The sequence below is a fragment of the Microvirga guangxiensis genome (genome assembly GCF_900102135.1).
Taxonomy (GTDB): Bacteria; Pseudomonadota; Alphaproteobacteria; order Rhizobiales; family Beijerinckiaceae; genus Microvirga; species Microvirga guangxiensis.
Window position 1 is genome coordinate 37,847 of the sequence record NZ_FMVJ01000004.1, and the last position, 19,691, is coordinate 57,537.

The 19,691-nt window shown below is 61.8% G+C and carries 23 protein-coding genes; 7 read left to right on the forward strand and 16 right to left on the reverse strand.

Annotation, left to right across the window (positions count from 1 at the left end; all coding sequences use genetic code 11):
* Nucleotides 1-76: 76 nt before the first annotated feature.
* Nucleotides 77-598 carry a DUF202 domain-containing protein gene (locus BLP10_RS06585; RefSeq protein ID WP_091132289.1) on the reverse strand — a complete coding sequence of 174 codons (522 nt, stop codon included), beginning with the start codon at nucleotides 596-598 and terminating at the stop codon, nucleotides 77-79.
* 225 nt (nucleotides 599-823) lie between these two features.
* Between BLP10_RS06585 and BLP10_RS06590 the strand changes: the two genes are divergently transcribed.
* A complete protein-coding gene (locus tag BLP10_RS06590; RefSeq protein ID WP_091132293.1) occupies nucleotides 824-1,840 on the forward strand; it encodes a DUF2279 domain-containing protein in 1,017 nt (338 codons plus the stop codon).
* A 119-nt stretch (nucleotides 1,841-1,959) separates the two neighbouring features.
* On the opposite strand, the gene coaA is transcribed toward BLP10_RS06590, so the two are convergent.
* From coaA to hisB, 9 genes are all read right to left on the reverse strand, one after another.
* The gene (gene coaA, locus BLP10_RS06595) at nucleotides 1,960-2,934 is read right to left on the reverse strand and encodes a type I pantothenate kinase (protein WP_091132297.1); all 975 of its coding nucleotides are present in this window, start codon (nucleotides 2,932-2,934) and stop codon (nucleotides 1,960-1,962) included.
* A 20-nt stretch (nucleotides 2,935-2,954) separates the two neighbouring features.
* Complete coding sequence (locus BLP10_RS06600; RefSeq protein WP_091132302.1) at nucleotides 2,955-3,275, reverse strand: phosphoribosyl-ATP diphosphatase; 321 nt, start codon at nucleotides 3,273-3,275, stop codon at nucleotides 2,955-2,957.
* Between the two features lie 8 nt (nucleotides 3,276-3,283).
* Entirely contained in the window at nucleotides 3,284-4,033 is a 750-nt protein-coding gene (map, locus tag BLP10_RS06605) for a type I methionyl aminopeptidase (RefSeq protein ID WP_091132306.1), read from the reverse strand.
* 81 nt (nucleotides 4,034-4,114) lie between these two features.
* Entirely contained in the window at nucleotides 4,115-4,630 is a 516-nt protein-coding gene (locus BLP10_RS06610) for a hypothetical protein (protein ID WP_091132309.1), read from the reverse strand.
* A 6-nt stretch (nucleotides 4,631-4,636) separates the two neighbouring features.
* Nucleotides 4,637-5,419 (reverse strand): imidazole glycerol phosphate synthase subunit HisF, encoded by a 783-nt coding sequence (hisF, locus tag BLP10_RS06615; RefSeq protein WP_091132312.1) that lies wholly within the window; start codon nucleotides 5,417-5,419, stop codon nucleotides 4,637-4,639.
* Nucleotides 5,419-6,171 carry a 1-(5-phosphoribosyl)-5-[(5-phosphoribosylamino)methylideneamino]imidazole-4-carboxamide isomerase gene (gene hisA, locus BLP10_RS06620; RefSeq protein ID WP_175493809.1) on the reverse strand — a complete coding sequence of 251 codons (753 nt, stop codon included), beginning with the start codon at nucleotides 6,169-6,171 and terminating at the stop codon, nucleotides 5,419-5,421. Before hisA ends, hisF begins: the two co-directional genes overlap by 1 nt.
* Nucleotides 6,159-6,809, reverse strand: a complete 651-nt coding sequence (gene hisH / locus BLP10_RS06625; RefSeq protein WP_091132316.1) for an imidazole glycerol phosphate synthase subunit HisH — start codon at nucleotides 6,807-6,809, stop codon at nucleotides 6,159-6,161. The genes hisA and hisH overlap by 13 nt, the downstream gene beginning before the upstream one ends.
* The gene (locus tag BLP10_RS06630; protein ID WP_091132320.1) at nucleotides 6,806-7,294 is read right to left on the reverse strand and encodes a DUF2628 domain-containing protein; all 489 of its coding nucleotides are present in this window, start codon (nucleotides 7,292-7,294) and stop codon (nucleotides 6,806-6,808) included. The genes hisH and BLP10_RS06630 overlap by 4 nt, the downstream gene beginning before the upstream one ends.
* A 67-nt stretch (nucleotides 7,295-7,361) precedes the next feature.
* On the reverse strand, nucleotides 7,362-7,949 hold the full coding sequence (hisB, locus tag BLP10_RS06635) for an imidazoleglycerol-phosphate dehydratase HisB (protein WP_091133462.1): 588 nt from the start codon (nucleotides 7,947-7,949) through the stop codon (nucleotides 7,362-7,364).
* A gap of 167 nt (nucleotides 7,950-8,116) precedes the next feature.
* Here hisB and hslV point away from each other — a divergent pair, with 167 nt between their 5' ends.
* Together hslV and hslU are read left to right on the forward strand one after the other, a co-directional pair.
* Entirely contained in the window at nucleotides 8,117-8,647 is a 531-nt protein-coding gene (gene hslV, locus BLP10_RS06640; protein WP_091132324.1) for an ATP-dependent protease subunit HslV, read from the forward strand.
* A gap of 39 nt (nucleotides 8,648-8,686) precedes the next feature.
* The gene (gene hslU, locus BLP10_RS06645; protein ID WP_091132328.1) at nucleotides 8,687-9,997 is read left to right on the forward strand and encodes an ATP-dependent protease ATPase subunit HslU; all 1,311 of its coding nucleotides are present in this window, start codon (nucleotides 8,687-8,689) and stop codon (nucleotides 9,995-9,997) included.
* A gap of 42 nt (nucleotides 9,998-10,039) precedes the next feature.
* Here hslU and BLP10_RS06650 read toward each other — a convergent pair whose 3' ends face one another.
* The gene (locus tag BLP10_RS06650; RefSeq protein ID WP_091132331.1) at nucleotides 10,040-10,474 is read right to left on the reverse strand and encodes a PACE efflux transporter; all 435 of its coding nucleotides are present in this window, start codon (nucleotides 10,472-10,474) and stop codon (nucleotides 10,040-10,042) included.
* Nucleotides 10,475-10,666: 192 nt separating this feature from the next.
* On the opposite strand from BLP10_RS06650, the gene BLP10_RS06655 reads away from it, so the two are divergent.
* The gene (locus tag BLP10_RS06655) at nucleotides 10,667-11,443 is read left to right on the forward strand and encodes an endonuclease III domain-containing protein (protein ID WP_091132335.1); all 777 of its coding nucleotides are present in this window, start codon (nucleotides 10,667-10,669) and stop codon (nucleotides 11,441-11,443) included.
* 82 nt (nucleotides 11,444-11,525) lie between these two features.
* A complete protein-coding gene (locus tag BLP10_RS06660) occupies nucleotides 11,526-11,969 on the forward strand; it encodes a BA14K family protein (RefSeq protein WP_091132337.1) in 444 nt (147 codons plus the stop codon).
* Nucleotides 11,970-12,033: 64 nt separating this feature from the next.
* On the opposite strand, the gene BLP10_RS06665 is transcribed toward BLP10_RS06660, so the two are convergent.
* Together BLP10_RS06665 and BLP10_RS06670 are read right to left on the reverse strand one after the other, a co-directional pair.
* A complete protein-coding gene (locus tag BLP10_RS06665; protein WP_091132342.1) occupies nucleotides 12,034-12,384 on the reverse strand; it encodes a RidA family protein in 351 nt (116 codons plus the stop codon).
* A gap of 97 nt (nucleotides 12,385-12,481) precedes the next feature.
* Nucleotides 12,482-13,096: a pyridoxamine 5'-phosphate oxidase family protein gene (locus BLP10_RS06670; protein ID WP_091132345.1), complete on the reverse strand. Its 615-nt coding sequence runs from the start codon at nucleotides 13,094-13,096 to the stop codon at nucleotides 12,482-12,484.
* Nucleotides 13,097-13,227: 131 nt separating this feature from the next.
* On the opposite strand from BLP10_RS06670, the gene BLP10_RS06675 reads away from it, so the two are divergent.
* Nucleotides 13,228-14,166 carry a DMT family transporter gene (locus BLP10_RS06675; protein ID WP_091132349.1) on the forward strand — a complete coding sequence of 313 codons (939 nt, stop codon included), beginning with the start codon at nucleotides 13,228-13,230 and terminating at the stop codon, nucleotides 14,164-14,166.
* Nucleotides 14,167-14,179: 13 nt separating this feature from the next.
* Here the strand turns inward: BLP10_RS06675 and mbfA are convergent, their stop codons facing one another.
* A complete protein-coding gene (mbfA, locus tag BLP10_RS06680) occupies nucleotides 14,180-15,163 on the reverse strand; it encodes an iron exporter MbfA (protein ID WP_091132353.1) in 984 nt (327 codons plus the stop codon).
* A gap of 166 nt (nucleotides 15,164-15,329) precedes the next feature.
* On the opposite strand from mbfA, the gene BLP10_RS06685 reads away from it, so the two are divergent.
* Complete coding sequence (locus BLP10_RS06685; protein ID WP_091132357.1) at nucleotides 15,330-16,178, forward strand: AraC family transcriptional regulator; 849 nt, start codon at nucleotides 15,330-15,332, stop codon at nucleotides 16,176-16,178.
* 176 nt (nucleotides 16,179-16,354) lie between these two features.
* Here the strand turns inward: BLP10_RS06685 and BLP10_RS06690 are convergent, their stop codons facing one another.
* Nucleotides 16,355-16,750, reverse strand: coding sequence for a type II toxin-antitoxin system death-on-curing family toxin (locus BLP10_RS06690; RefSeq protein ID WP_091132360.1), 396 nt, complete (start codon nucleotides 16,748-16,750; stop codon nucleotides 16,355-16,357).
* A gap of 482 nt (nucleotides 16,751-17,232) precedes the next feature.
* On the reverse strand, nucleotides 17,233-19,410 hold the full coding sequence (pnp, locus tag BLP10_RS06700; RefSeq protein ID WP_091132370.1) for a polyribonucleotide nucleotidyltransferase: 2,178 nt from the start codon (nucleotides 19,408-19,410) through the stop codon (nucleotides 17,233-17,235).
* Between the last annotated feature and the right edge of the window lie 281 nt (nucleotides 19,411-19,691).

The window sequence follows — 19,691 nt, forward strand, 5'->3', positions numbered from 1 at the left end:
TCACCCCATGCTCGCAACTTGCGCGGCAAAGACTAGTCCAAGCCGCAACGCTCGTCCAAGCAGGCAACACTGCCGCTCAATTGCCGCCCGTTCTTCCGAACCACAGCCCGAACAGGGCTGCGAGCGAGACGAGGGCGAGGAAGCCGTTGAAGATCACCAAGAGATACGGCGGAAGGCGTTGCACGTCCGGATGCGGCGGCTGCGCGCCTGTGAACAGCTGACGCCACACGGCCGCCGCGAAGCAGAAGGCGCTGAACAGAACCAGCACGGAGCCGGTCGACACGATCATCCATCCCGGTACCACTCCAGCCAGGAGCTTCTGCGCGCCGATGCCGGAGGCGAGCGAAGCCAAGCCCGTACGCACCCAGGCCGCATAGGTGCGCTCGGCGGCAAAGACGGTGCGGTTGGCAGCCAATTCCGTGCGCCGATCGGCGCTGTCTTTCAGCTGAACGGTTGCCTTGGCCGTAGTTTTTGCAGCCGTTTGTGTCTGCTCGGCAGCTTCCTGCGTGTTCTCAGCCGCTTCCTGAGTCTGTTCTGCGGCTTCCTTCGCATGCTCGGCGCTGCGCTTCAGCTTTTCCTCGACCGGTGGCGTGGACATGCGGCCTCCCTCTTACGGAGGCACAACGCTCAAGGTTATGAAATGGTTGGCACAGCCTCACGGATGGAATCCATGGATGCCCGTATTCCGTGCTCGATCTTAAGGCTCGGATTACCTTCTTCGACGTCTCCCGGCCCCGCCCCGAGCCGCTTCGGCCAGGGGGCTTGAGTTCCGCACCGGGCCATAGATAAGGTATGGCCAGGGGGCATTGGAGAGGACCGGCCAATGCGGGTGTTCGCCTTCGTCGCGTGCTTTGCGCTTCTGGGTACCTTTCTTCGCCCGGAAGCATCCCTGGCGCAACCGAACGGGACGCAAGCGGTCGCGGCCGCACCGGGCGTGTCGTCCGCGCCTGCCGATCTCGAGCCGACTCCTATCCCGCCGACCTTCTACTCACTCAACCAACTGGGCGATCATCTGCATGCGGTCCGGTGGGAACTCTCCATCGTCGGGGCGGCCATTGTCATTGTCGGCCTCAAGGATTGGGATTGGGGCAATACCTCCGGATTCCAGACCATCGAGGAGGGATGGTTCTCCAAGAACACCCGGCACGGGGGAATGGATAAGATTGGCCATTCGTTCTCGACATATGTCATCGCCGACATTCTGACGGACAGGATCCGGGCGAATGCGTCCAACCCAGCGGGCGCTCCGATCACGGCCGCACTCGTCGCATTCGGGATCATGGGATTGGTGGAGACCGTGGACGGGTTCACCGGCAGGCACCGTTTCTCGCGCGAGGATATCGTGGCGAACGGTGTCGGGGCCCTCTTCTCCGTCTTCAGGAATTCAATTCCTGGGATGAGAGAAAAGCTGGACTGGCGGATCATGTATACGCCTGCGAGCTTTGAGCGGCCCGGCATCACAGGGGATAACGGAATTCTTCCCCCATATGAGCGCCAGCGCTACATCATGGCGCTGAAGGGCAGTGGGTTCGAAACGCTCAAGGACACGCCGCTACGCTACGCCGAGCTACATGTCGGCTTCGATGCGCGCGGCTTCGAGGAGAAGGAGCGCGAACTCGGCTACCCGATTGAACGATCCTTCTATGTCGGGGTCGGGCTGAATCTCAACGAAGTGCTGTTTGGAACGGGACCGAATCCGAATTTCGCCCGGTACAGGGACACGCTCCCGGGCTGGGCTGCCCGCAAGACGCTCGAATATGTCCAGGTGCCTTACACATCGGTCTATTACGAGAACCGCTTCTCGACCGTGCGCCGGGTGGGGACGACGTTCGCGGATTAGCGCATCGTACGGACTCTTGGGTTCAATACCGCGAGTCGTTTCCACTTGCGTGGAATCGACACTCTTCCTGCTTGACGGCGCTTCTCAGGATGGACCGGAGCCACTTCGCGGGAAATGCTCTAAAGCCGTCGCAACGCCACCGTCTCGATCCGGTGGCTCGCGCCCTTCGTCAGGATCAGGCTGGCGCGCTGGCGTGTGGGCACGATGTTCTCGCGCAGGTTCAGCAGGTTGATCCGGTTCCACAGGCCGTCGGCGATGTTCATGGCTTCCGCCTCCGGCAGCTCCGCGTAGCGGCGGAAATAGGACAGCGGGTCGCGGAAGGCCGTATGGCGCAGGCGCAGGAAGCGGTTCACGTACCAGCGGTGCAGGTCCTCCTCGTCGGCGTCGATATAAACGGAGAAGTCGAAGAAGTCGGACACGAAGGGAATGGCCTCGCCGTCCTTCGGCATGCGCGCGGGCTGAAGCACGTTCAGGCCCTCGACGATGAGGATGTCCGGCCGGTCGATCGTCGTTTCCTCGCCGGGCACCACATCATAGACGAGGTGCGAATAGAGCGGCGCCTTAACGTTGCGTTTGCCCGCCTTGATGTCGGCCAGGAAGCGCAGGAGCTTGCCGGTGTCGTAGCTCTCCGGAAAGCCTTTCTTCTCCATCAGGCCGAGCCGCGTCAGCTCGGCATTGGGCAGAAGGAAGCCGTCGGTGGTCACGAGGTCGACCTTCGGCGTGTTGGGCCAGCGGGCGAGAAGGGCTTTCAGCACGCGCGCCGTAGTGGACTTTCCGACCGCTACCGAGCCCGCGACGCCGATGATGTAGGGAACCTTTTCCTCCTGCTCGGCGAGCAGGAAGCGCTGTGTTGCCCTGAACAGCCCCTGGGTGGCCGCAACATAGAGCGAGAGCAGGCGTGACAGCGGCAGATAGATCGCCGCCACCTCGTCCAGCGAGATCGGGTCGTTGAGGGATTGCAGCTGCACCACCTCGTCGGCGGTGAGCGTCATGGGCGCATCGGCACGCAGCTTCGCCCATTCGTCGCGTGTGAAGGTGCGGTAGGGCGAAAGGCCATCATCGGTTTCGGGCGAAACCACGTTGGGCTGATCCATGCGAGCCCCCTTCTGTGAGGTCACAGCTTGCGCGCGGCCTTCTCGGCGAGCCCCGACTGCGCGGTGCGGCGTTCCAATTCGGCCATAACGTCACTTAGCGGAATATCCGCGCCCTGCAACACGACCAAAAGATGATACAGGACGTCCGCCGCCTCGGCCGTGAGGTTCTGCCGGTCGCCCTGGACGGCGGCCAAAGCGGCCTCCACCGCTTCCTCTCCGAGCTTCTTGGCCGCCTTGGCGGGGCCTTCGCTCAGGAGCTTTGCCGTATAGGATTCCGATGTGGGAGCCGCTGCACGCTGGGCCACGATGCGGGAGAGATCGTCGAGGGTGAAAGTGGTCATGGTTTGAACTAGCCCGGTAATGTTACGACAAGGGGACCGTTACGGGTGGCGACGACCGTATGTTCGTACTGCACCGTCGGCGCGGGCGGGTCGCTGAGCAGGGTCCATTCGTCATCGCCGTCCGTGGCCCAGTTCGCGCCCAGAGACAGGAACGGCTCCACCGTAAAGACGAGTCCCTCGTTCATGATCCGGCGCTCGGACCGGACGGGCCAGGTGGGGATTTCCCCCGGCTCCTCATGAAGGGAATGGCCGATGCCGTGGCTCGCGAGGTTGCGAACCAGGGTATAGCCGTTCTTCTTGGCGAATGTCCCGATGGCCTGGCCGATGCCGGCGATCGGCTTGTCGGCACCGACCTGGCGCAAACCGACCCACATGGCACGACGGCCATCCTGGCACAGCCGCTTGACGGCATGAGTGGTGGGCGGCACCGCGAAGGACGCGCCGGTATCCGCATAAATCCCGTTCTTTTCCGCCGAGATGTCGATGTTGACGAGATCGCCCGCCTCGATCCGGCGGTTTCCGGGAATGCCGTGGGCAATCTGCTCGTTCACGCTGATGCAGGTCGCGCCGGGAAAATTGTAAACCAGCTCCGGGCCCGATCGAGCGCCAGCCTCCTCGAGCAGTTTGCGCCCGATCATGTCGAGCTCCGCCGTCGTCATCCCCGGCTCAAGGGCCGCAGCCATGGCCTCGAGAGTATTGGCGACGATCCTGCCGATCTCCCGGAGCTTGTTCAGATCATCCTCGTTGGAGACCGTCATGGGCAAAATTCTTTCATGCTGTCGGGGCCGCGGTTGTCATAGAAAACCGCATTAGTGCTGACTGGCAGTTCTCTGTGAAGGTCACGAAGGTGAGCCTTTTATCGTCTTGAGGTAACTATCCCAATCGAACCGCAAAGTCCTGTTGTAACTTCCACGCCAGGACCTGATACGCAGCTCCGATGCGCCGCCCGGCTGTTCTTCATATATCGACAGATTTTTAGGCTGCTCCGACGAACTGCATCTTATTCTAGTACCGTCCCAGAAGGAAACGACCACCAGTTCCTCGTTCATCAGCGCATGGATGTATTTCATTGCAGCCGGTCTGCCATCTTCTCCATTGTAATCCTTTGGCCAAGGAAAATGCGCGTGATGCGCATCCAGTCCGACAGTGACTTCTTCACCATAGGTTGAAATCCAGAACGGCTCTTGAGCCTCTGCACCGGGCTGGTTGGGAAACTCGACCTCCAGATGATGCAGGTTAGAATTCTCGCTAATAGGCAGCAAGCGTGCATACGCGAGCCAATCGGGCCTGTGTTCCGCAACATAGGCGGCGAAGTCACGACTGACTTCGTCTAACATCCCCAGATTGATCGGCATCTGAACCTACTGAACGCGGTCTAGCCGCATCTTCAGGCCCTTCTCGGCCATGTAGCCCTTGGCTTCCGAAATCGTATATGTTCCGAAATGGAAGATCGAGGCCGCGAGCACCGCGCTGGCATGGCCCTTTTCGACACCGTCAACGAGGTGGTCGAGATTGCCGACACCGCCGGAGGCGATGACGGGGACGGAGACGGCATCCGCGATGGCGCGAACCAGCGCGAGGTCATAGCCACCCTTGGTGCCGTCACGGTCCATGGAGGTGACGAGCAGTTCGCCCGCGCCGAGCTCCGCCACCTGCTTGGCGAAGGCGATGGCATCGATGCCGGTGGCGTTGCGGCCGCCGTGCGTAAAAATTTCCCAGCGTGGCTCCTCGCCTTCACCGGACACCTTTTTCGCGTCGATGGCGACGACGATGCATTGCGCGCCGAACTTTTCCGAGGCTTCGCGCACGAAGTCGGGGTTCTTCACGGCAGCGGTGTTGATCGACACCTTGTCGGCGCCCGCGAGCAGGAGCTTGCGGATGTCCTCCACCGTGCGCACGCCACCGCCAACCGTGAGCGGCATGAAGCAGGCTTCGGCCGTGCGCTGCACTACGTCGAGCAGGATGCCGCGCGCTTCGACGCTTGCGGTGATGTCGAGGAAGCAGAGCTCATCCGCGCCAGCCGCGTCATAGGCTTTCGCGGCCTCCACCGGATCGCCCGCATCGACGAGATCGACAAACTGCACGCCTTTCACGACGCGCCCGTCCTTCACATCGAGGCAGGGAATGAGACGCACTTTCAGCATCAGGCATTGTCCTTGCGCACGGATTTCAACAGCGCCAGAGCTTCTTCCGGATCGATGCGCCCGTCATAGAGCGCGCGGCCGGAAATGGCGCCGTTGAGCACGGCGCAATCGGGTTGCGTGAGACGCTCGATATCGGCCATGGAAGCAAGGCCGCCCGAGGCGATGACCGGGATCGAGACGGCGCGGGCCAAGCCCAGCGTCATCGGGAAGTTGAGACCCTTGAGAATGCCGTCGCGGGCGATGTCCGTGTAGATGATGGCGGCGACGCCCGCATCCTCGAAACGGCGGCCGAGTTCTTCGGCTGAAAGGGTGGAAGTCTGTGCCCAGCCCTCCACGGCCACGAGACCGTCCTTCGCGTCGATGCCCACCGCGATCTTGCCGGGATGGAGACGCGCGGCCTCACACACAAATGCCGGATCGCGCACGGCGGCGGTGCCGATGATCACGCGGGAGACACCCTTGGACAGCCAACCCTCGACGGTCTTCATGTCGCGGATGCCGCCGCCGAGTTGCACGGGAATCTTCACACGCTTGAGGATTTCCTCCACGGCGGAAGCATTCATCGGCTTGCCGGCAAAGGCGCCGTCGAGATCGACCACGTGCAGCCACTCGAAGCCCTGACGTTCGAAGATTGCGGCTTGGTCGGCGGGATCGTCGTTGAAGACCGTCGCCTGGTCCATGTCGCCCTGGATCAGGCGAACGCAGCGGCCTTCCTTCAAATCGATTGCGGGGTAAAGAATCACGGGCGCCACCTCAGGAAATTGGCGATGAGCTTGAGGCCGAGCGCCTGGCTCTTTTCAGGATGAAACTGGGTGCCGACGATGTTGTCGCGCCCGACGATGGCCGTGACCGGCCCGCCGTAATCGGTGGTCGCGACAACGTCCGACGGATCGCTGGGCGAGAGCGCATAGGAATGCACGAAATAGGCGTGCAGACCGTCGGGCCCGGTGGGAATGTCGTCCAGCAGCGGATGAGGCTTTGCCAGCTCAAGCGTGTTCCAGCCCATATGCGGCACCTTCAAGGAAGGGTCCTTGGGCTCGATAGGCTTCACATCGCCGTGGATCCAGTCGAGGCCGTAGCTCGTGGTGTGTTCCAGGCCGCGCGTCGCCATGAGCTGCATGCCCACGCAGATGCCGAGGAAGGGGCGGCCCTCATCATGCACGGCGCGCTGCAGCGCCTCCACCATGCCGGGTACGGAATCGAGGCCTTGCCGGCAATCGGCGAAAGCGCCGACGCCCGGCAGCACGATCCGGTCGGCCTTGGCGACGAGAGACGGATCGGAGGAAACGGCAATGGTTTCGTCGAGGCCTGCCTCGCGGGCCGCGCGCTCGAAAGCCTTGGCCGCGGAGTGCAGGTTGCCGGACCCGTAATCGATGATGACGACGCTCAACGGGGACGCTCCGCATCGGGAAAGAGGCCGATCACGGGATCGATCCTCCGAGGGGTTGTCGGAACCGGCGCGGGCGCCGGAATGCGAGTAGAGGCGGGACGCGGCGCGAGCCAGCGGGCGAACGCCTTGGCCTCGGCTTCGTCCTTGTCGGCGGCCGTCACCGCATCGGCAAGGGCATAGCCATGGCGCGCCAGGGTCCAGCGCCTGAGGCTGTTGGCCTCGAGGCCGATCAGAGCCTGCAGCAGAAGCGCCGCGACGGTGCCGGCGGCGTCATGCACGTTCAGCACCTGCATCAGCGCGCCGAAGGCGAGGACGAGCACCAGCACGCCCAAGCCCGCAAGCCAGAGCCGGTGGAAGAAAAACCAGAGAAAGGTGAAGAAGAACGCGCCCCAGGAGAACGCATCCTTCACGAGTTCCGCCTCGTCCAAAGCAGCCGGATCACCCGGCCGCGCATCGCGCGGAAGGTGCAAGGTATAGGTGGTCATGGCGTCGTTTCCTCAAGCCCTGCCGGCCAGCTGAAATCCTTGCCGGACAAGGTGTCTCTTGCTTGAATTAGAGCGTACCCTTGGTGGAGGGAACGCGTCCCTCTTCCCTCGGATCCATGGCCACCGCCTGACGCAAGGCCCGTGCCAGGCCCTTGAAGCAGCTTTCGGCGATATGGTGGCTGTTCTCCCCGTAGAGCGTCTCCACGTGAAGGGTCAGCCCCGCCTGGACGGCGAAGGCCTGGAAGAATTCGCGCACCAGCTCGGTGTCGAACACGCCGATCTTCTCCGTGGGGAAGGAGGTGCGGAAGACCAGGAACGGGCGGCCGGAAATGTCCAGAGCGACCCGCGTCAGGGTCTCGTCCATCGGCAGATGGATATCCGCGTAGCGGGTGATGCCCTTTTTGTCGCCAAGCGCCTTGAGGATGGCCTGGCCCAGCGCGATGCCCGTGTCTTCCGTCGTATGATGCTGGTCCACATGCAGGTCGCCCGTCACCTTCACGGTCAGGTCGAAGAGACCGTGTCGGGCAAAGAGTTCCAGCATATGGTCGAGGAAGCCGACCCCCGTGGAGATCTCAGCCTTGCCGGTGCCATCGAGGGCAATCGACACGGCGACATCGGTCTCGGCGGTGCGACGGCTGACGCTCGCGGAGCGCATCATGAATGTCCTTTGCGGAGAGGTAAGACGAGGGCGTTCTAGCAAGAGTGCGCAAGAAACGCTACCCGCGTTGCTTTTAAGGAATGAGTGATTAAGTCAGGGTTCGTAAGGCTTTCCCCTCCCCGCCCGTTGGAGCTCTCCTCGTGTCCGAAGACGCTACCCCCCGCATGCATGCCACCACGATCCTCATGGTCCGCAAAGGGGGCCGCGTCGTCATCGGCGGCGATGGGCAGGTCAGCCTCGGCCAGACGGTGGTGAAGGGCAACGCGCGGAAGGTCCGCCGCCTGTCCAAGGGAGGTGTGATCGGGGGCTTTGCAGGTTCCACCGCCGATGCCTTCACCCTCTTCGAGCGGCTTGAGGCCAAGCTGGAGCAATATCCCGGCCAGCTCACCCGCGCCTGCGTGGAGCTCACGAAGGACTGGCGCACCGACCGCTATCTTCGCCGCCTGGAGGCGATGATGCTGGTGGCCGACAAGGAGGTCGGCCTGCTGCTCTCCGGCGCCGGCGACGTACTGGAGCCGGAAAACGGGATCATGGCCATCGGCTCGGGCGGCAATTACGCATTGGCCGCGGCCCGGGCGCTGGCCGACAGCGATATGGATGCGGAAGCCATCGTCCGCCGCTCTCTCGCGATTGCCGCCGACATCTGCGTCTACACGAATGCGAACATCGTCATTGAAACGCTGGAAGCAGAATAAATTCATTTCCGCCTTTGGATGGCTCTGAAAGACCGATTGATGACCACATTCTCCCCCCGCGAAATCGTTTCCGAACTCGACCGTTACATCGTTGGCCAGAACGACGCGAAGCGCGCCGTCGCCATTGCGCTTCGCAACCGTTGGCGGCGTCAGCAGCTGGAAGGCTCTCTGCGAGAGGAAGTCGCGCCGAAGAACATCCTGATGATCGGCCCCACCGGTTGCGGCAAGACGGAGATTTCCCGACGTCTCGCCAAGCTTGCGGGCGCGCCCTTCATTAAGATCGAGGCGACGAAGTTCACGGAAGTGGGCTATGTGGGCCGTGACGTGGAGCAGATCGTGCGCGATCTGGTGGAGATCGGCATCGGTCTCGTGAAGGACGAGCGTCGCCGCCAGGTGCAGGCGAAGGCCCATATTGCAGCGGAAGAGCGCGTGCTCGATGCACTCGTCGGATCCACGGCGAGCGCCGCCACGCGCGATTCCTTCCGCAAGAAACTGCGCAACAACGAACTCGACGACAAGGAAATCGAGATCGAGCTGCAGCAATCGGGCGGGGGCGGCATGCCCATGTTCGAGATTCCCGGCATGCCCGGCGCATCGGTGGGCGCGATCAATCTCTCCGACATGTTCGGCAAGGCTTTCGGCGGACAGCGCAAGACGCGGCGCACCACGGTGCAGGAAGCCTACGAGCCGCTGGTGACGGAAGAAGCCGACAAGATGCTCGACCAGGACGCCATCGTGCAGGAAGCCCTGCGTCAGGTGGAGAACAACGGCATCGTCTTCCTCGATGAGATCGACAAGATCTGCGCGCGCGAAGGCCGCTCGGGCGCGGACGTATCGCGCGAAGGCGTGCAGCGCGATCTGCTGCCGCTCATCGAAGGCACGACAGTGTCCACCAAATACGGACCGGTGAAGACGGATCATATCCTCTTCATTGCGTCGGGCGCGTTCCACGTCTCCAAGCCGTCGGATCTTCTCCCCGAATTGCAGGGCCGCCTGCCGATCCGCGTGGAGCTGTCACCGCTTACCGTCGAGGATTTCAAACGCATCCTCACGGAAACGGAGGCAAGCCTCATCAAGCAATCCGTCGCGCTCATGAGGACGGAAGGCGTGGAGCTGGTATTCACGGACGATTCCATCGACGCGCTGGCGCAAGTGGCAGTCGAGGTGAACAACACGGTTGAGAACATCGGCGCGCGCCGGTTGCAGACGGTTCTGGAGCGCGTGCTCGACGACGTGTCGTTCACCGCACCCGACCGTTCCGGCGAGACGGTGACCATCAATGCCGCTTACGTGCGCGGCGAGGTCGAGATGCTTGCCAAGAATACGGATCTGAGCCGCTTCATCCTGTGATCGGAGTTCGATGCGGCTCTGCGTAGCGCCGCATCGTGGTCTTCAGGCTGCTCCCAGCTCTCGCCATTCCGGCAACGGAAACAGACGGTCATAAGCCCAGTTGAAGACGAAAGCGTAGCCCATGTAGAAAAGGGCGAAGGACACGTCCATCAGGAAGGCCTGCCACAGGCCGATATCGAGATACCAGGCGATGAGCGGCAGCAGCACGACCAGAAGGCCGCCTTCGAACAGGATCGTGTGCAGCACACGGATCGGCGCGGTCTTTAGCGTGCTTCCCCTCACCCGCTGCATGACATGGTCGAAGCCGAGATTGTAGATGTAGTTCCAAAGCGTGGCGATAGTCGCGCTTGCGAAACCGATCACGCCGATATCGTGCATGGGCATGTCGAAAACCCAAGCGCCGAGGGGCGTGATGAGGGCAAGTCCGATGATTTCGAAGCTGATGGCGTGACGAATCCGGTCGCGTGTCGTGCGCATGAAAAACCCCAGCGGGAAAAGTTCGGGTCGTCCCGAACGATTGTCCCAGAAGGCTGGGGGAGGCCGTCCTCGCTTACGAGCTTCATATAAGTCAACGCTACGATAGGCACAAGCGAACGTGGTTTCACGACACGCCAGCCCTTCCGACTCGGACTTATGGAACCGGCGAGTCGGGTTCCGACTTGAAAGCCCATGAATCCGGAACCGCAGGACCTGAAGGCCAAGGCGCTCGCGATCCACGAGCGTCTTTGCGCAGCCTATGGTTGCCCGATTCCCTACTTCCATACTCTCGACCCGCTGAGCGAGCTGATTTCCTCGCTTCTGTCGCATCGCACCCGCAACGCGGATTCAGGTCGCGCGTACAAAGCGTTGCGGGCGCGCTATGCCGATTGGGCGGCGCTGATGAACGCTCCGACCGAGGAAGTGGAAGAAACGATTCAGGGCGTAACCTGGCCTGAGCAGAAAGCGCCGCGCCTGCAGGCGATTTTGCACGCTATCGAAGAGCGTCACGGCGCCCTCTCCCTCGATTTCCTGAGCGAGATGCCGGTGGAGGAAGCGCGTGCATGGCTCGAAAGCATCCCCGGCATCGGGCCGAAAACGAGCGCGGCCGTTCTATCCTTTTCGACACTGCGGAAAGCAGCTCTCCCCGTCGATTCACATCATCACCGTGTGGCTGCGCGCACGGGCCTGATCGCACGCAACGTGGCCGTGGGGCCGTCGCATGCGGTTCTCTTCGCCCTGCTCCCCCCGGAATGGGATGCCCAAGCCGTTTATGATAATCATGAAGTCATGATGTTGCATGGGCAGCGCTGCTGCTTCTTCAACAATCCAGCCTGCGGACGCTGCGTCATTCTCGATCTCTGCCCGACCGGACAGCTGAGAATGCGCGAAGCAAATGCCCCCTCCTCCGTGAAGCGTGGCCGGGCAGCACCGGCTGGCGCTCCCTCACGTTTTCGCGAGAGCTCTTAGGCAAAAAAGGCCACGCTAGGGAACGACGCCTTGCCTGATGCGTTCGGCTCACAACGCTGAAAACCCTCCAAGGAGTTACCTTATGCGTAAAATGTTGATGGCTCTCGCTGCGACGGCAGCTCTTGGCACCGCAGCCTTCACCGCGCCTGCCTCGGCAGCTGAAGTGCAGAAGGCTCCCCTGAATGGCCTTGTCGCTGCGATCCAGAATGGCGACGTGAAGGCCGATTACGTGCAGTATCGCCGTTACTACCGTGGCGGTCCGCGCTATGTGGAGCGTCGCTATTATCGCGGTGGCCCTCGTTACGGGGAGCGCCGCTATTATCGCCGCGACCGCGGTGACGCCCTGGCCGCCGGCGCTCTGGGCCTTGCCACCGGCGCTATCATCGGCGGGGCCCTTGCCCAGTCGCAGGCTCAGGCCGCTCCAAGCAGCAATGTCCACGCTTACTGCGCTCAGCGCTTCCGGTCCTACGATCCGGCTTCGGGCACCTATCTGGGCTATGACGGGCGCCGTCACGCCTGCCCATAAGACGGCGTGAGCTTGAAAAGATTGAAGCGGGCTTTCGGCCCGCTTCTTTTTTGCGTCGAAGAGTTTACTTCGCCGCGATGACGGCGATCTCGACTTTGAACTGGGGAGCCGCCAGCTTTGCCTCGACGGTGGCGCGGGCGGGCGTATTGCCGGGGGAAACCCAGGCGTCCCACACGGCATTCATTTCCTGGAACGTGCTCATGTCGGTCAGCCAGATGTTGACCATCAGGAGCTTCGACTTGTCGGTGCCGGCCTCGGCCAGCAGGCTGTCGATGATCGACAGGATTTCCTGCGTCTGCTCGGTCACGCTCTTGCCGGCGCTCTGGTTGGCGACTTGGCCTGCGAGATACACCGTGTTGCCGTGGACGACGGCGCCGCTCATGCGGGGACCGGACTTGATGCGTTGAATGGTCATGATGTGCCCCTTTCAAGAAGACTGCCTCCGCTTTTCCGACGGGCAGGCCCTGATGGTCAAGAGGGCGCGTGGGAGATAGGCGGCAGCTCCACGAGGTTCAGTAGAGAGTCGTTTTCTGACGTTCCGGCAGGACTTTGTCATATGCCTCGCCGTCGAAACGGTTCTGGGTCACGGCCGCCAGAATCTGGCCGGCGCTCGGCAGGTCCTTGCGCGGGATATGCTTCTGCGGGTTCCATAAATCCGAGCGCAGGATCGCGCGGGCGCATTGGAAGAATACCGATTCCACCGTGATCGCGATGACGGATTTCGGTGTCTTGCCGTCGAACGCGAAGCTCTCCAGCAATGGTGGTTCGACGGAAATCACCGCCCGTCCGTTCACCCGGAGCGTTTCGCCGATGCCAGGGATCAGGAAAAGCAGGGCAACATGCGGGTCGCGTACGATATTGCGAAGGGAATCGATGCGGTTGTTGCCGCGACGGTCCGGTATCAGCAGGGTCTTGTCGTCCGCAACGCGCACGAAGCCCGGCCCGTCGCCGCGGGGCGAGCAGTCGAGGCCCTCAGGTCCCTGCGTTGCGAGAGCCAGGAAGGGCGCGGCCTCGATGAAGGCGCGGTATTCGGGGATGATGCGATCGACCTCCTTCAGCAGCGAGGCCTCGGACGGGAGCTCGTAGAGCGCTTCGAGTTCAGCGATGCTGGAGATCGTGGCCGGCATGAAACGCCTCTTCTGCGGTGGACGAGGCCAAGGCATAAACTCGCTGCGCCTTGGCCGCAACGGTGGGATGCACTCTGTCAGCCTTGTGCCCTCACCGGCTCTGTGAAAAAGGTGGCAGGGAAGGAATTCGCATGACCGCCTCCGCCGAGACCGTGGCCCAAGACATCAAGCGACCGCCTTACATGGGCTATGCCATGGCGGCTGCGGGCGCGACGCTGTTTTCCACCAAGAGCATTCTCATCAAGCTGGCCTACGCGCACGGCATCGATGCGGAGACCACGCTCGCTCTGCGCATGATCCTCGCCCTGCCCTTCTATCTCGTCATCGGCATCCACGCTTTCACCAGCATGAAGGCCAGCGGGAAAACGCTTCCGGATACGAAGCTGTGGCTGCGCGTGATCGGCGTCGGGCTCATCGGTTACTGGACGTCGAGCTATCTCGACTTCAAGGGGCTCGAATACATCTCCGCGCATTTCGAGCGGCTGATCCTGTTCACCTACCCGCTCTTCGTCGTGCTCATCGGCGCAGCCTTTTTCCGCCAGTCGATCAAGCCTAAGGCTCTGCTCGCCTTTGCGGTGAGCTATGTGGGCCTGGCGCTGATGTTCTCACAGAATTTTGCCGCCCTCGGCGCAAGCGCGATGACAGGCACCCTCTTCGTGCTCGCCGCCGCCGTCACCTTCGCGCTGTATCAACTGCTCGCAAAGCCCTTGATCATGACGATCGGCCCGCAATTGTTCACCTGCATCGCCATGGGCGCGGCGGGGGTGGCCGTCATCCTGCAGTTTCTGGTCACGCACCCTTTCGAGAACCTGTTCGTGTCAGCCCATCTATGGGGTTTGAGCCTCGCCCTCGCCTTCGGCGCAACGGTGCTGCCATCGTTCTTCATGAGCGCGGCCCTGAAGCAGATCACGCCCCAGGCGAACGCCACCATCGGCATGCTCAGCCCCGTGGTCACCATCGTGCTCGCCATGTCGATCCTCGGCGATGCGGTGGGCCTTGCGGATTGGCTCGGCGCCGCTCTCGTCATTCTCGGCATCGGATGGTTCACGCTGTCGGAGAGGAGAGGGTGATCCTGGCGCTACGCTAGGCGTTCCCGATCAGCACGCCCGCCGCGAAGACCAGCGCGCCACCGAGCACCACCTGGAACGCCGCACGCAGGAAGGGCGTCTCCATGTAGCGGTTCTGGATGAAGGCGATGGCCCAGAGCTCCACGAACACAACGGCGGCGGCGATGATCGTCGCGGTCCAGAAATGCGGAATCAGATAGGGCAGGGCGTGTCCGAGGCCTCCGACGGCGGTCATGATGCCTGACGCAAATCCCCGCTTGATGGGCGAGCCGCGCCCTGAGAGCTTGCCGTCGTCGTGGGCGGCTTCCGTGAAGCCCATGGAAATGCCCGCACCCACGGACGCCGAGAGGCCCACGAGAAAGGTCTGCCAGGTATCCTGCGTGGCGAAGGCCGCGGCGAAGATCGGCGCGAGGGTCGAAACCGATCCATCCATCAGGCCCGCCAGTCCCGGCTGAACGTAAGTCAGGATGAATTGCCGCCGCTCGGTCTGTGCCTCTTCCTCTTTTACCGATTCCGGCGTGTGAGCGAGGCCGAGGCGGCGGGCGAGAGATTCGTGCGCCATCTCCGCGGTGGCGAGATCGCCGAGGAGCTTTCGCGTCGAGGCATCCGTCGAGCGCTTCGCAGCCTCCACATAGAAGCGGTGCGCCTGCGCCTCCATGGTTTCCGCCGCCGTCCGCACCTTCTCGATGCCGAGCGGGCGCACCAGCCAATCCGGCTTTCTCTCGTAATAGCCGCGCACATGCTCGCGCCGGATCAGCGGAATGGTTTCTCCGAAGCGCTTGCGGTGCAGTTCGATCAGCGCCGACCGGTGCCCGTCTTCCTCAACCGCCATTTCCTCGAAGACCTTGGCCGATTGCGGAAACTGCTCCCGCAGACCTTCCGCATAGGAGCGATAGATCCGCGCATCGTCCTCTTCCGAGGAAATCGCGAGCGCCAGGATTTCCTGTTCGCTCAAGGAATCGAACGGACGACGGTCAAAGCCGAAGACGCGGGAGAGCATGGCAGACCCTTTCTTTAGAATAATTCTAAATAACTTTTGTTCCCCGGCAGGTCAATTTTGCCGAACTTGGGCTTCTCTAAAACGAAGGATGAGAAACTTCAGAACAGCAGGATTTATCAAAGCCTCTCCGCTTAAGGTTAGGCAAATAGTCAGTTGAGGGCAGGTCATGGAGAAACCGGTTTCAGAGACTTACGCGAGGCGCCTCATGCGCGTTTCGGCCTATATCCACGATCATCTGGATAAAGAACTTAGTCTCGATGTTCTGGCCGATGTCGCCTGCCTGTCGCCCTATCATTGGCACCGCATCTATCACGGCTATTTCGGTGAAACGGTCGCGGCGACAGTGAGGCGCCTGCGGTTGCAGCGCGCCGCTGCCGAACTGGCCCATACTGGAAAATCCATTCAGGCGATCGCGATGCGCGCCGGATACGACAGCCAGGCCTCCTTCACCCGCGCCTTCAGCGCCGCCTTCGGACTGCCACCTGCGAAATACCGCGAGGTCGGCAGCCATTCAGTCTTCAAAGACTCAACACTTCAGGACATCCAAGCCATGTATGACATCGCCCTCAATCACGTTCCCGCCATGGATTTGATCGCGGTCGATCATCGCGGCTCTTACATGAGCATCGGCAAAAGCTTCGACCTTCTGTTCACGACGCTGGCTTCGCGCAATCTCATCAAGCCGGATATGCGCATGATCGGCGTCTATATTGATGATCCGACGAGCGTGCCGGAGGCTGAGTTGAGATCGCAGGCGGGCGTTGCCGTTTTCAATCCGGTCGCGGTCGATGCGCCGCTTCTGACGACACAGGTTCAAGGCGGCGACTATGCGGTTCTGAAATACAAAGGCCCCTATGGCGACATGCGCATGGCCTATGATTGGCTCTTCGGCCAATGGCTTCCCGCATCAAACCGCGAAGCCGCCGACGCCCCAGTCTTCGAGGATTATCTCAACAGCCCGCGCGACACCCCGCCGACCGAGTTGCGGACAGATATTTATCTGCCGCTGAGGTGAGGAGCAGTGTCGACAAAGAAAGGGTGTGGTCGAAAACGCGCCCATTAAGCGCTGATTGCGCTACAAAGGAAGAATTCCACGTACAAATCTTTCACGCTGCTGAGCACAGCATTCCATCTGATGTTAAATTCTTCAATAAAAGATATTTCAGATAGGCCCGGGCCCAAACTCTATATTCAGAGCGAGCGGACGAAGACGCGCATGGCCTCGCTGAACTCTTCCTCTGAAGCGCGCTCAGTGATCACATCGAGAATGGCATTGGCCAAGAGATCTCCATCCGGTACCTCTAGTTTGTAACCATTGAGGGCAACGAATACCTCGGCGGCGGTCAGCCCCGTGCGCTTGTTGCCTTGTTGGAATGGATGGTTACGTGTAATCCCGAACAAAAGGGCCGTCGCGAGCACCGCTATGTCGTCCTGATGCTCATAGAGCCAAAGGTTCCGGGGCTTCATAAGTGCCATTTCGAGAAGCCCATCATCTCGCACGCCAAAAGGCTCACCAGTCTCTTCGACTTCGCGGCGATTTATCGTGATAACGACTTCAAGAGGAAGCCAACGCGGCTCACTCGGCAAGGCGTGCCCGCGTCTTCGAGAACTTCTTCATGGCCGTTGTGATAAGTTCATCATAGTCGACCTTCCCCTGCAAAGGCCGGGGAGGGCGGGCAACAAGCACTGCACTCTGATCGCGTGAGGCGACAGCAACAAACTTACCGCTCCGATCCCGGGCGGTATATGTAGTCTTTGCTTTTGCCTTAACAGCGACCATTAGAGGCTCCTACCCATCAAAGCTTAGAGCTAAGCAAGGGTTCCAGAGGATGTTCCACCAGAATATGGATACAGTTTTGTAGGATTTCGAGCAAGATCTAGCGACGTCTGGCATAATACTGACCTTGGTACAGGCCATAATCCGTAATGATCTGTTGAAGCCATGAGGACTTAGTGGCACGGCAATATGGAAATTGAGCTGTGTCGCCTTTCTGCCAGCATTGAAACCAAGAAAAAAGCCCCGGTCCAGAAGACCGAGGCTTTCATTCTGGAGCTATAAGCCTTGAGACTTACTCGCCGCTGGCGGCCTTCTGCTGGTCGCGCTGGGCCTTTTCGGCGTCGCGCTCAGCCTTGAGCTGCTCGGTGATGTCTTCGCCGGTCTCCTGGTTCACGACCTTCATGGAGAGACGGACCTTGCCGCGGTCGTCCATGCCGAGGAACTTCACCTTCACCTTGTCGCCTTCCTTGACCACGTCCGTGACCTTGGCGACGCGGTTCTTGGCGAGCTCCGAGATGTGCACGAGGCCGTCGCGTGAACCGAAGAAGTTCACGAAGGCGCCGAATTCCATCACCTTCACCACCGTACCGTCATAGATCACATTGACCTCGGGCTCGGCGACGATGGAGCGGATCCAGTTATAGGCGGCCTTGATCGACTTGCCGTCGGCGGAGGCGATCTTGATGAGGCCGTCGTCGTTGATGTCGATCTTCGCGCCGGTCTTCTCCACGATCTCGCGGATGACCTTGCCGCCCGAACCGATGACTTCGCGGATCTTGTCGACCGGGATCTGCATGGTCTCGATGCGCGGAGCGTGCTCGCCGAGTTCGGCGCGCGGAGCGGTGAGGGCCTTGTTCATCTCGGCGAGGATGTGCGTGCGGCCGGCCTGAGCCTGCTCGAGCGCGACGCGCATGATCTCTTCCGTGATGCCGGCGATCTTGATGTCCATCTGGAGCGAGGTGATGCCCTGCTCGGTTCCGGCCACCTTGAAGTCCATGTCGCCGAGGTGATCCTCGTCGCCGAGAATGTCGGACAGGACCGCGAAGCGCTCACCCTCGAGGATGAGGCCCATGGCGATGCCCGCCACCGGACGGCGGAGCGGCACGCCAGCATCCATCAGCGCGAGAGACGCGCCGCAGACCGTGGCCATGGAGGAGGAGCCGTTCGACTCGGTGATCTCCGACACGACGCGGATCGTGTAGGGGAAGTCGTGAGCCGCCGGCAGCATCGGGTGGATGGCGCGCCAGGCGAGCTTGCCGTGGCCGATTTCGCGGCGACCGGGCGAGCCCATGCGGCCCGTCTCACCGACGGAGTAGGGCGGGAAGTTGTAGTGCAGCAGGAAGGTTTCCTTGCGGGTGCCTTCCAGCTCGTCGATGAACTGCTCGTCCTCGCCGGTGCCGAGCGTGGTCACGACCAGCGCCTGCGTCTCGCCGCGGGTGAACACGGCGGAGCCGTGGGTGCGGGGCAGAACGCCTACTTCCGACAGGATCGGACGGACGGTCTTGAGATCGCGGCCATCGATGCGCGAGCCGGTGTCGAGGATGTTCCAGCGCACGACCTTGGCCTGGGCTTCCTTGAAGACGGCCTTGACCTTCTCGGCTTCGAACTTGGCTTCGCCCTCGGCGGGGCAGAGCGCTTCGAACACCTTCGCCTTCACGGCGTCGACGGCATTGTAGCGGTCCTGCTTCTTGGTGAGCTTGTAGGCTTCGCGCAGGTCCTTCTCGGCGATTTCGAGAACGGCCTTCTCCACGTCGGAGACATCGGCCGGCTGGTAGTCGCGCGGCTCCTTGGCGGCCTTCTCGGCGAGGCGGATGATGGCCTCGATCACCGGCTGGAAGTGCTTGTGGCCGAACATCACGGCGCCGAGCATCACGTCTTCCGGCAGTTCCTTGGCTTCCGACTCGACCATGAGCACGGCGTCGGCGGTGCCGGCGACCACGAGGTCGAGGTCCGTCTGGTCCATTTCCTGCAGCGGCGGGTTCAGCTTGTACTGGCCGCCGATATAGCCGACGCGGGCTGCGCCCACCGGGCCCATGAAGGGCACGCCGGAGAGGGTGAGGGCCGCGGAGGCGGCAACCATGCCGACGATGTCGGGATCGTTCTCGAGGTCGTGCGAGAGCACGGTCACGACAACCTGAGTGTCGTTACGGTAGCCTTCGACGAAGAGGGGGCGGATCGGGCGGTCGATGAGACGGGAGACGAGGGTCTCCTTCTCGGTCGGACGGCCTTCGCGCTTGAAGTAGCCGCCCGGGATGCGACCGGCGGCATAGGCGCGCTCCTGGTAGTTCACCGTGAGCGGGAAGAAATCGATGCCGACCTTCGGCTCCTTGGCCGAAACGACGGTGGCGAGCACGGTAGTTTCACCATAGGTGGCGACCACGGCGCCATCGGCCTGGCGGGCCATGCGGCCGGTTTCGAGCGTGAGCTTGCGCCCACCCCAGATCAGTTCTTCGCGTTGTGTATCGAACATGTTTCGTCTTTCATGACAGCAGGAGCGGGGGCTCGATGCCATGAGCAAGACGGCAAGAGGCTCGTAAAGCGGGTCTGCCCGCTTCTCCAAGCCTCTTGCGATCCTGCCATGGACATCGCGTCATCCATCTCCTCAAAGGGACGCCGGGACTTCTTCTCGAGGTCTCGCCAGCGCCGGAGCGAACCGGTCAGGCTCTATCGCCCGATCCGTTCGTGAACACCGGAGATGATTTCTCGGTCACATCCGGAAAAACCGTCCGGAGCCGTGCTCCGGACGGAAAG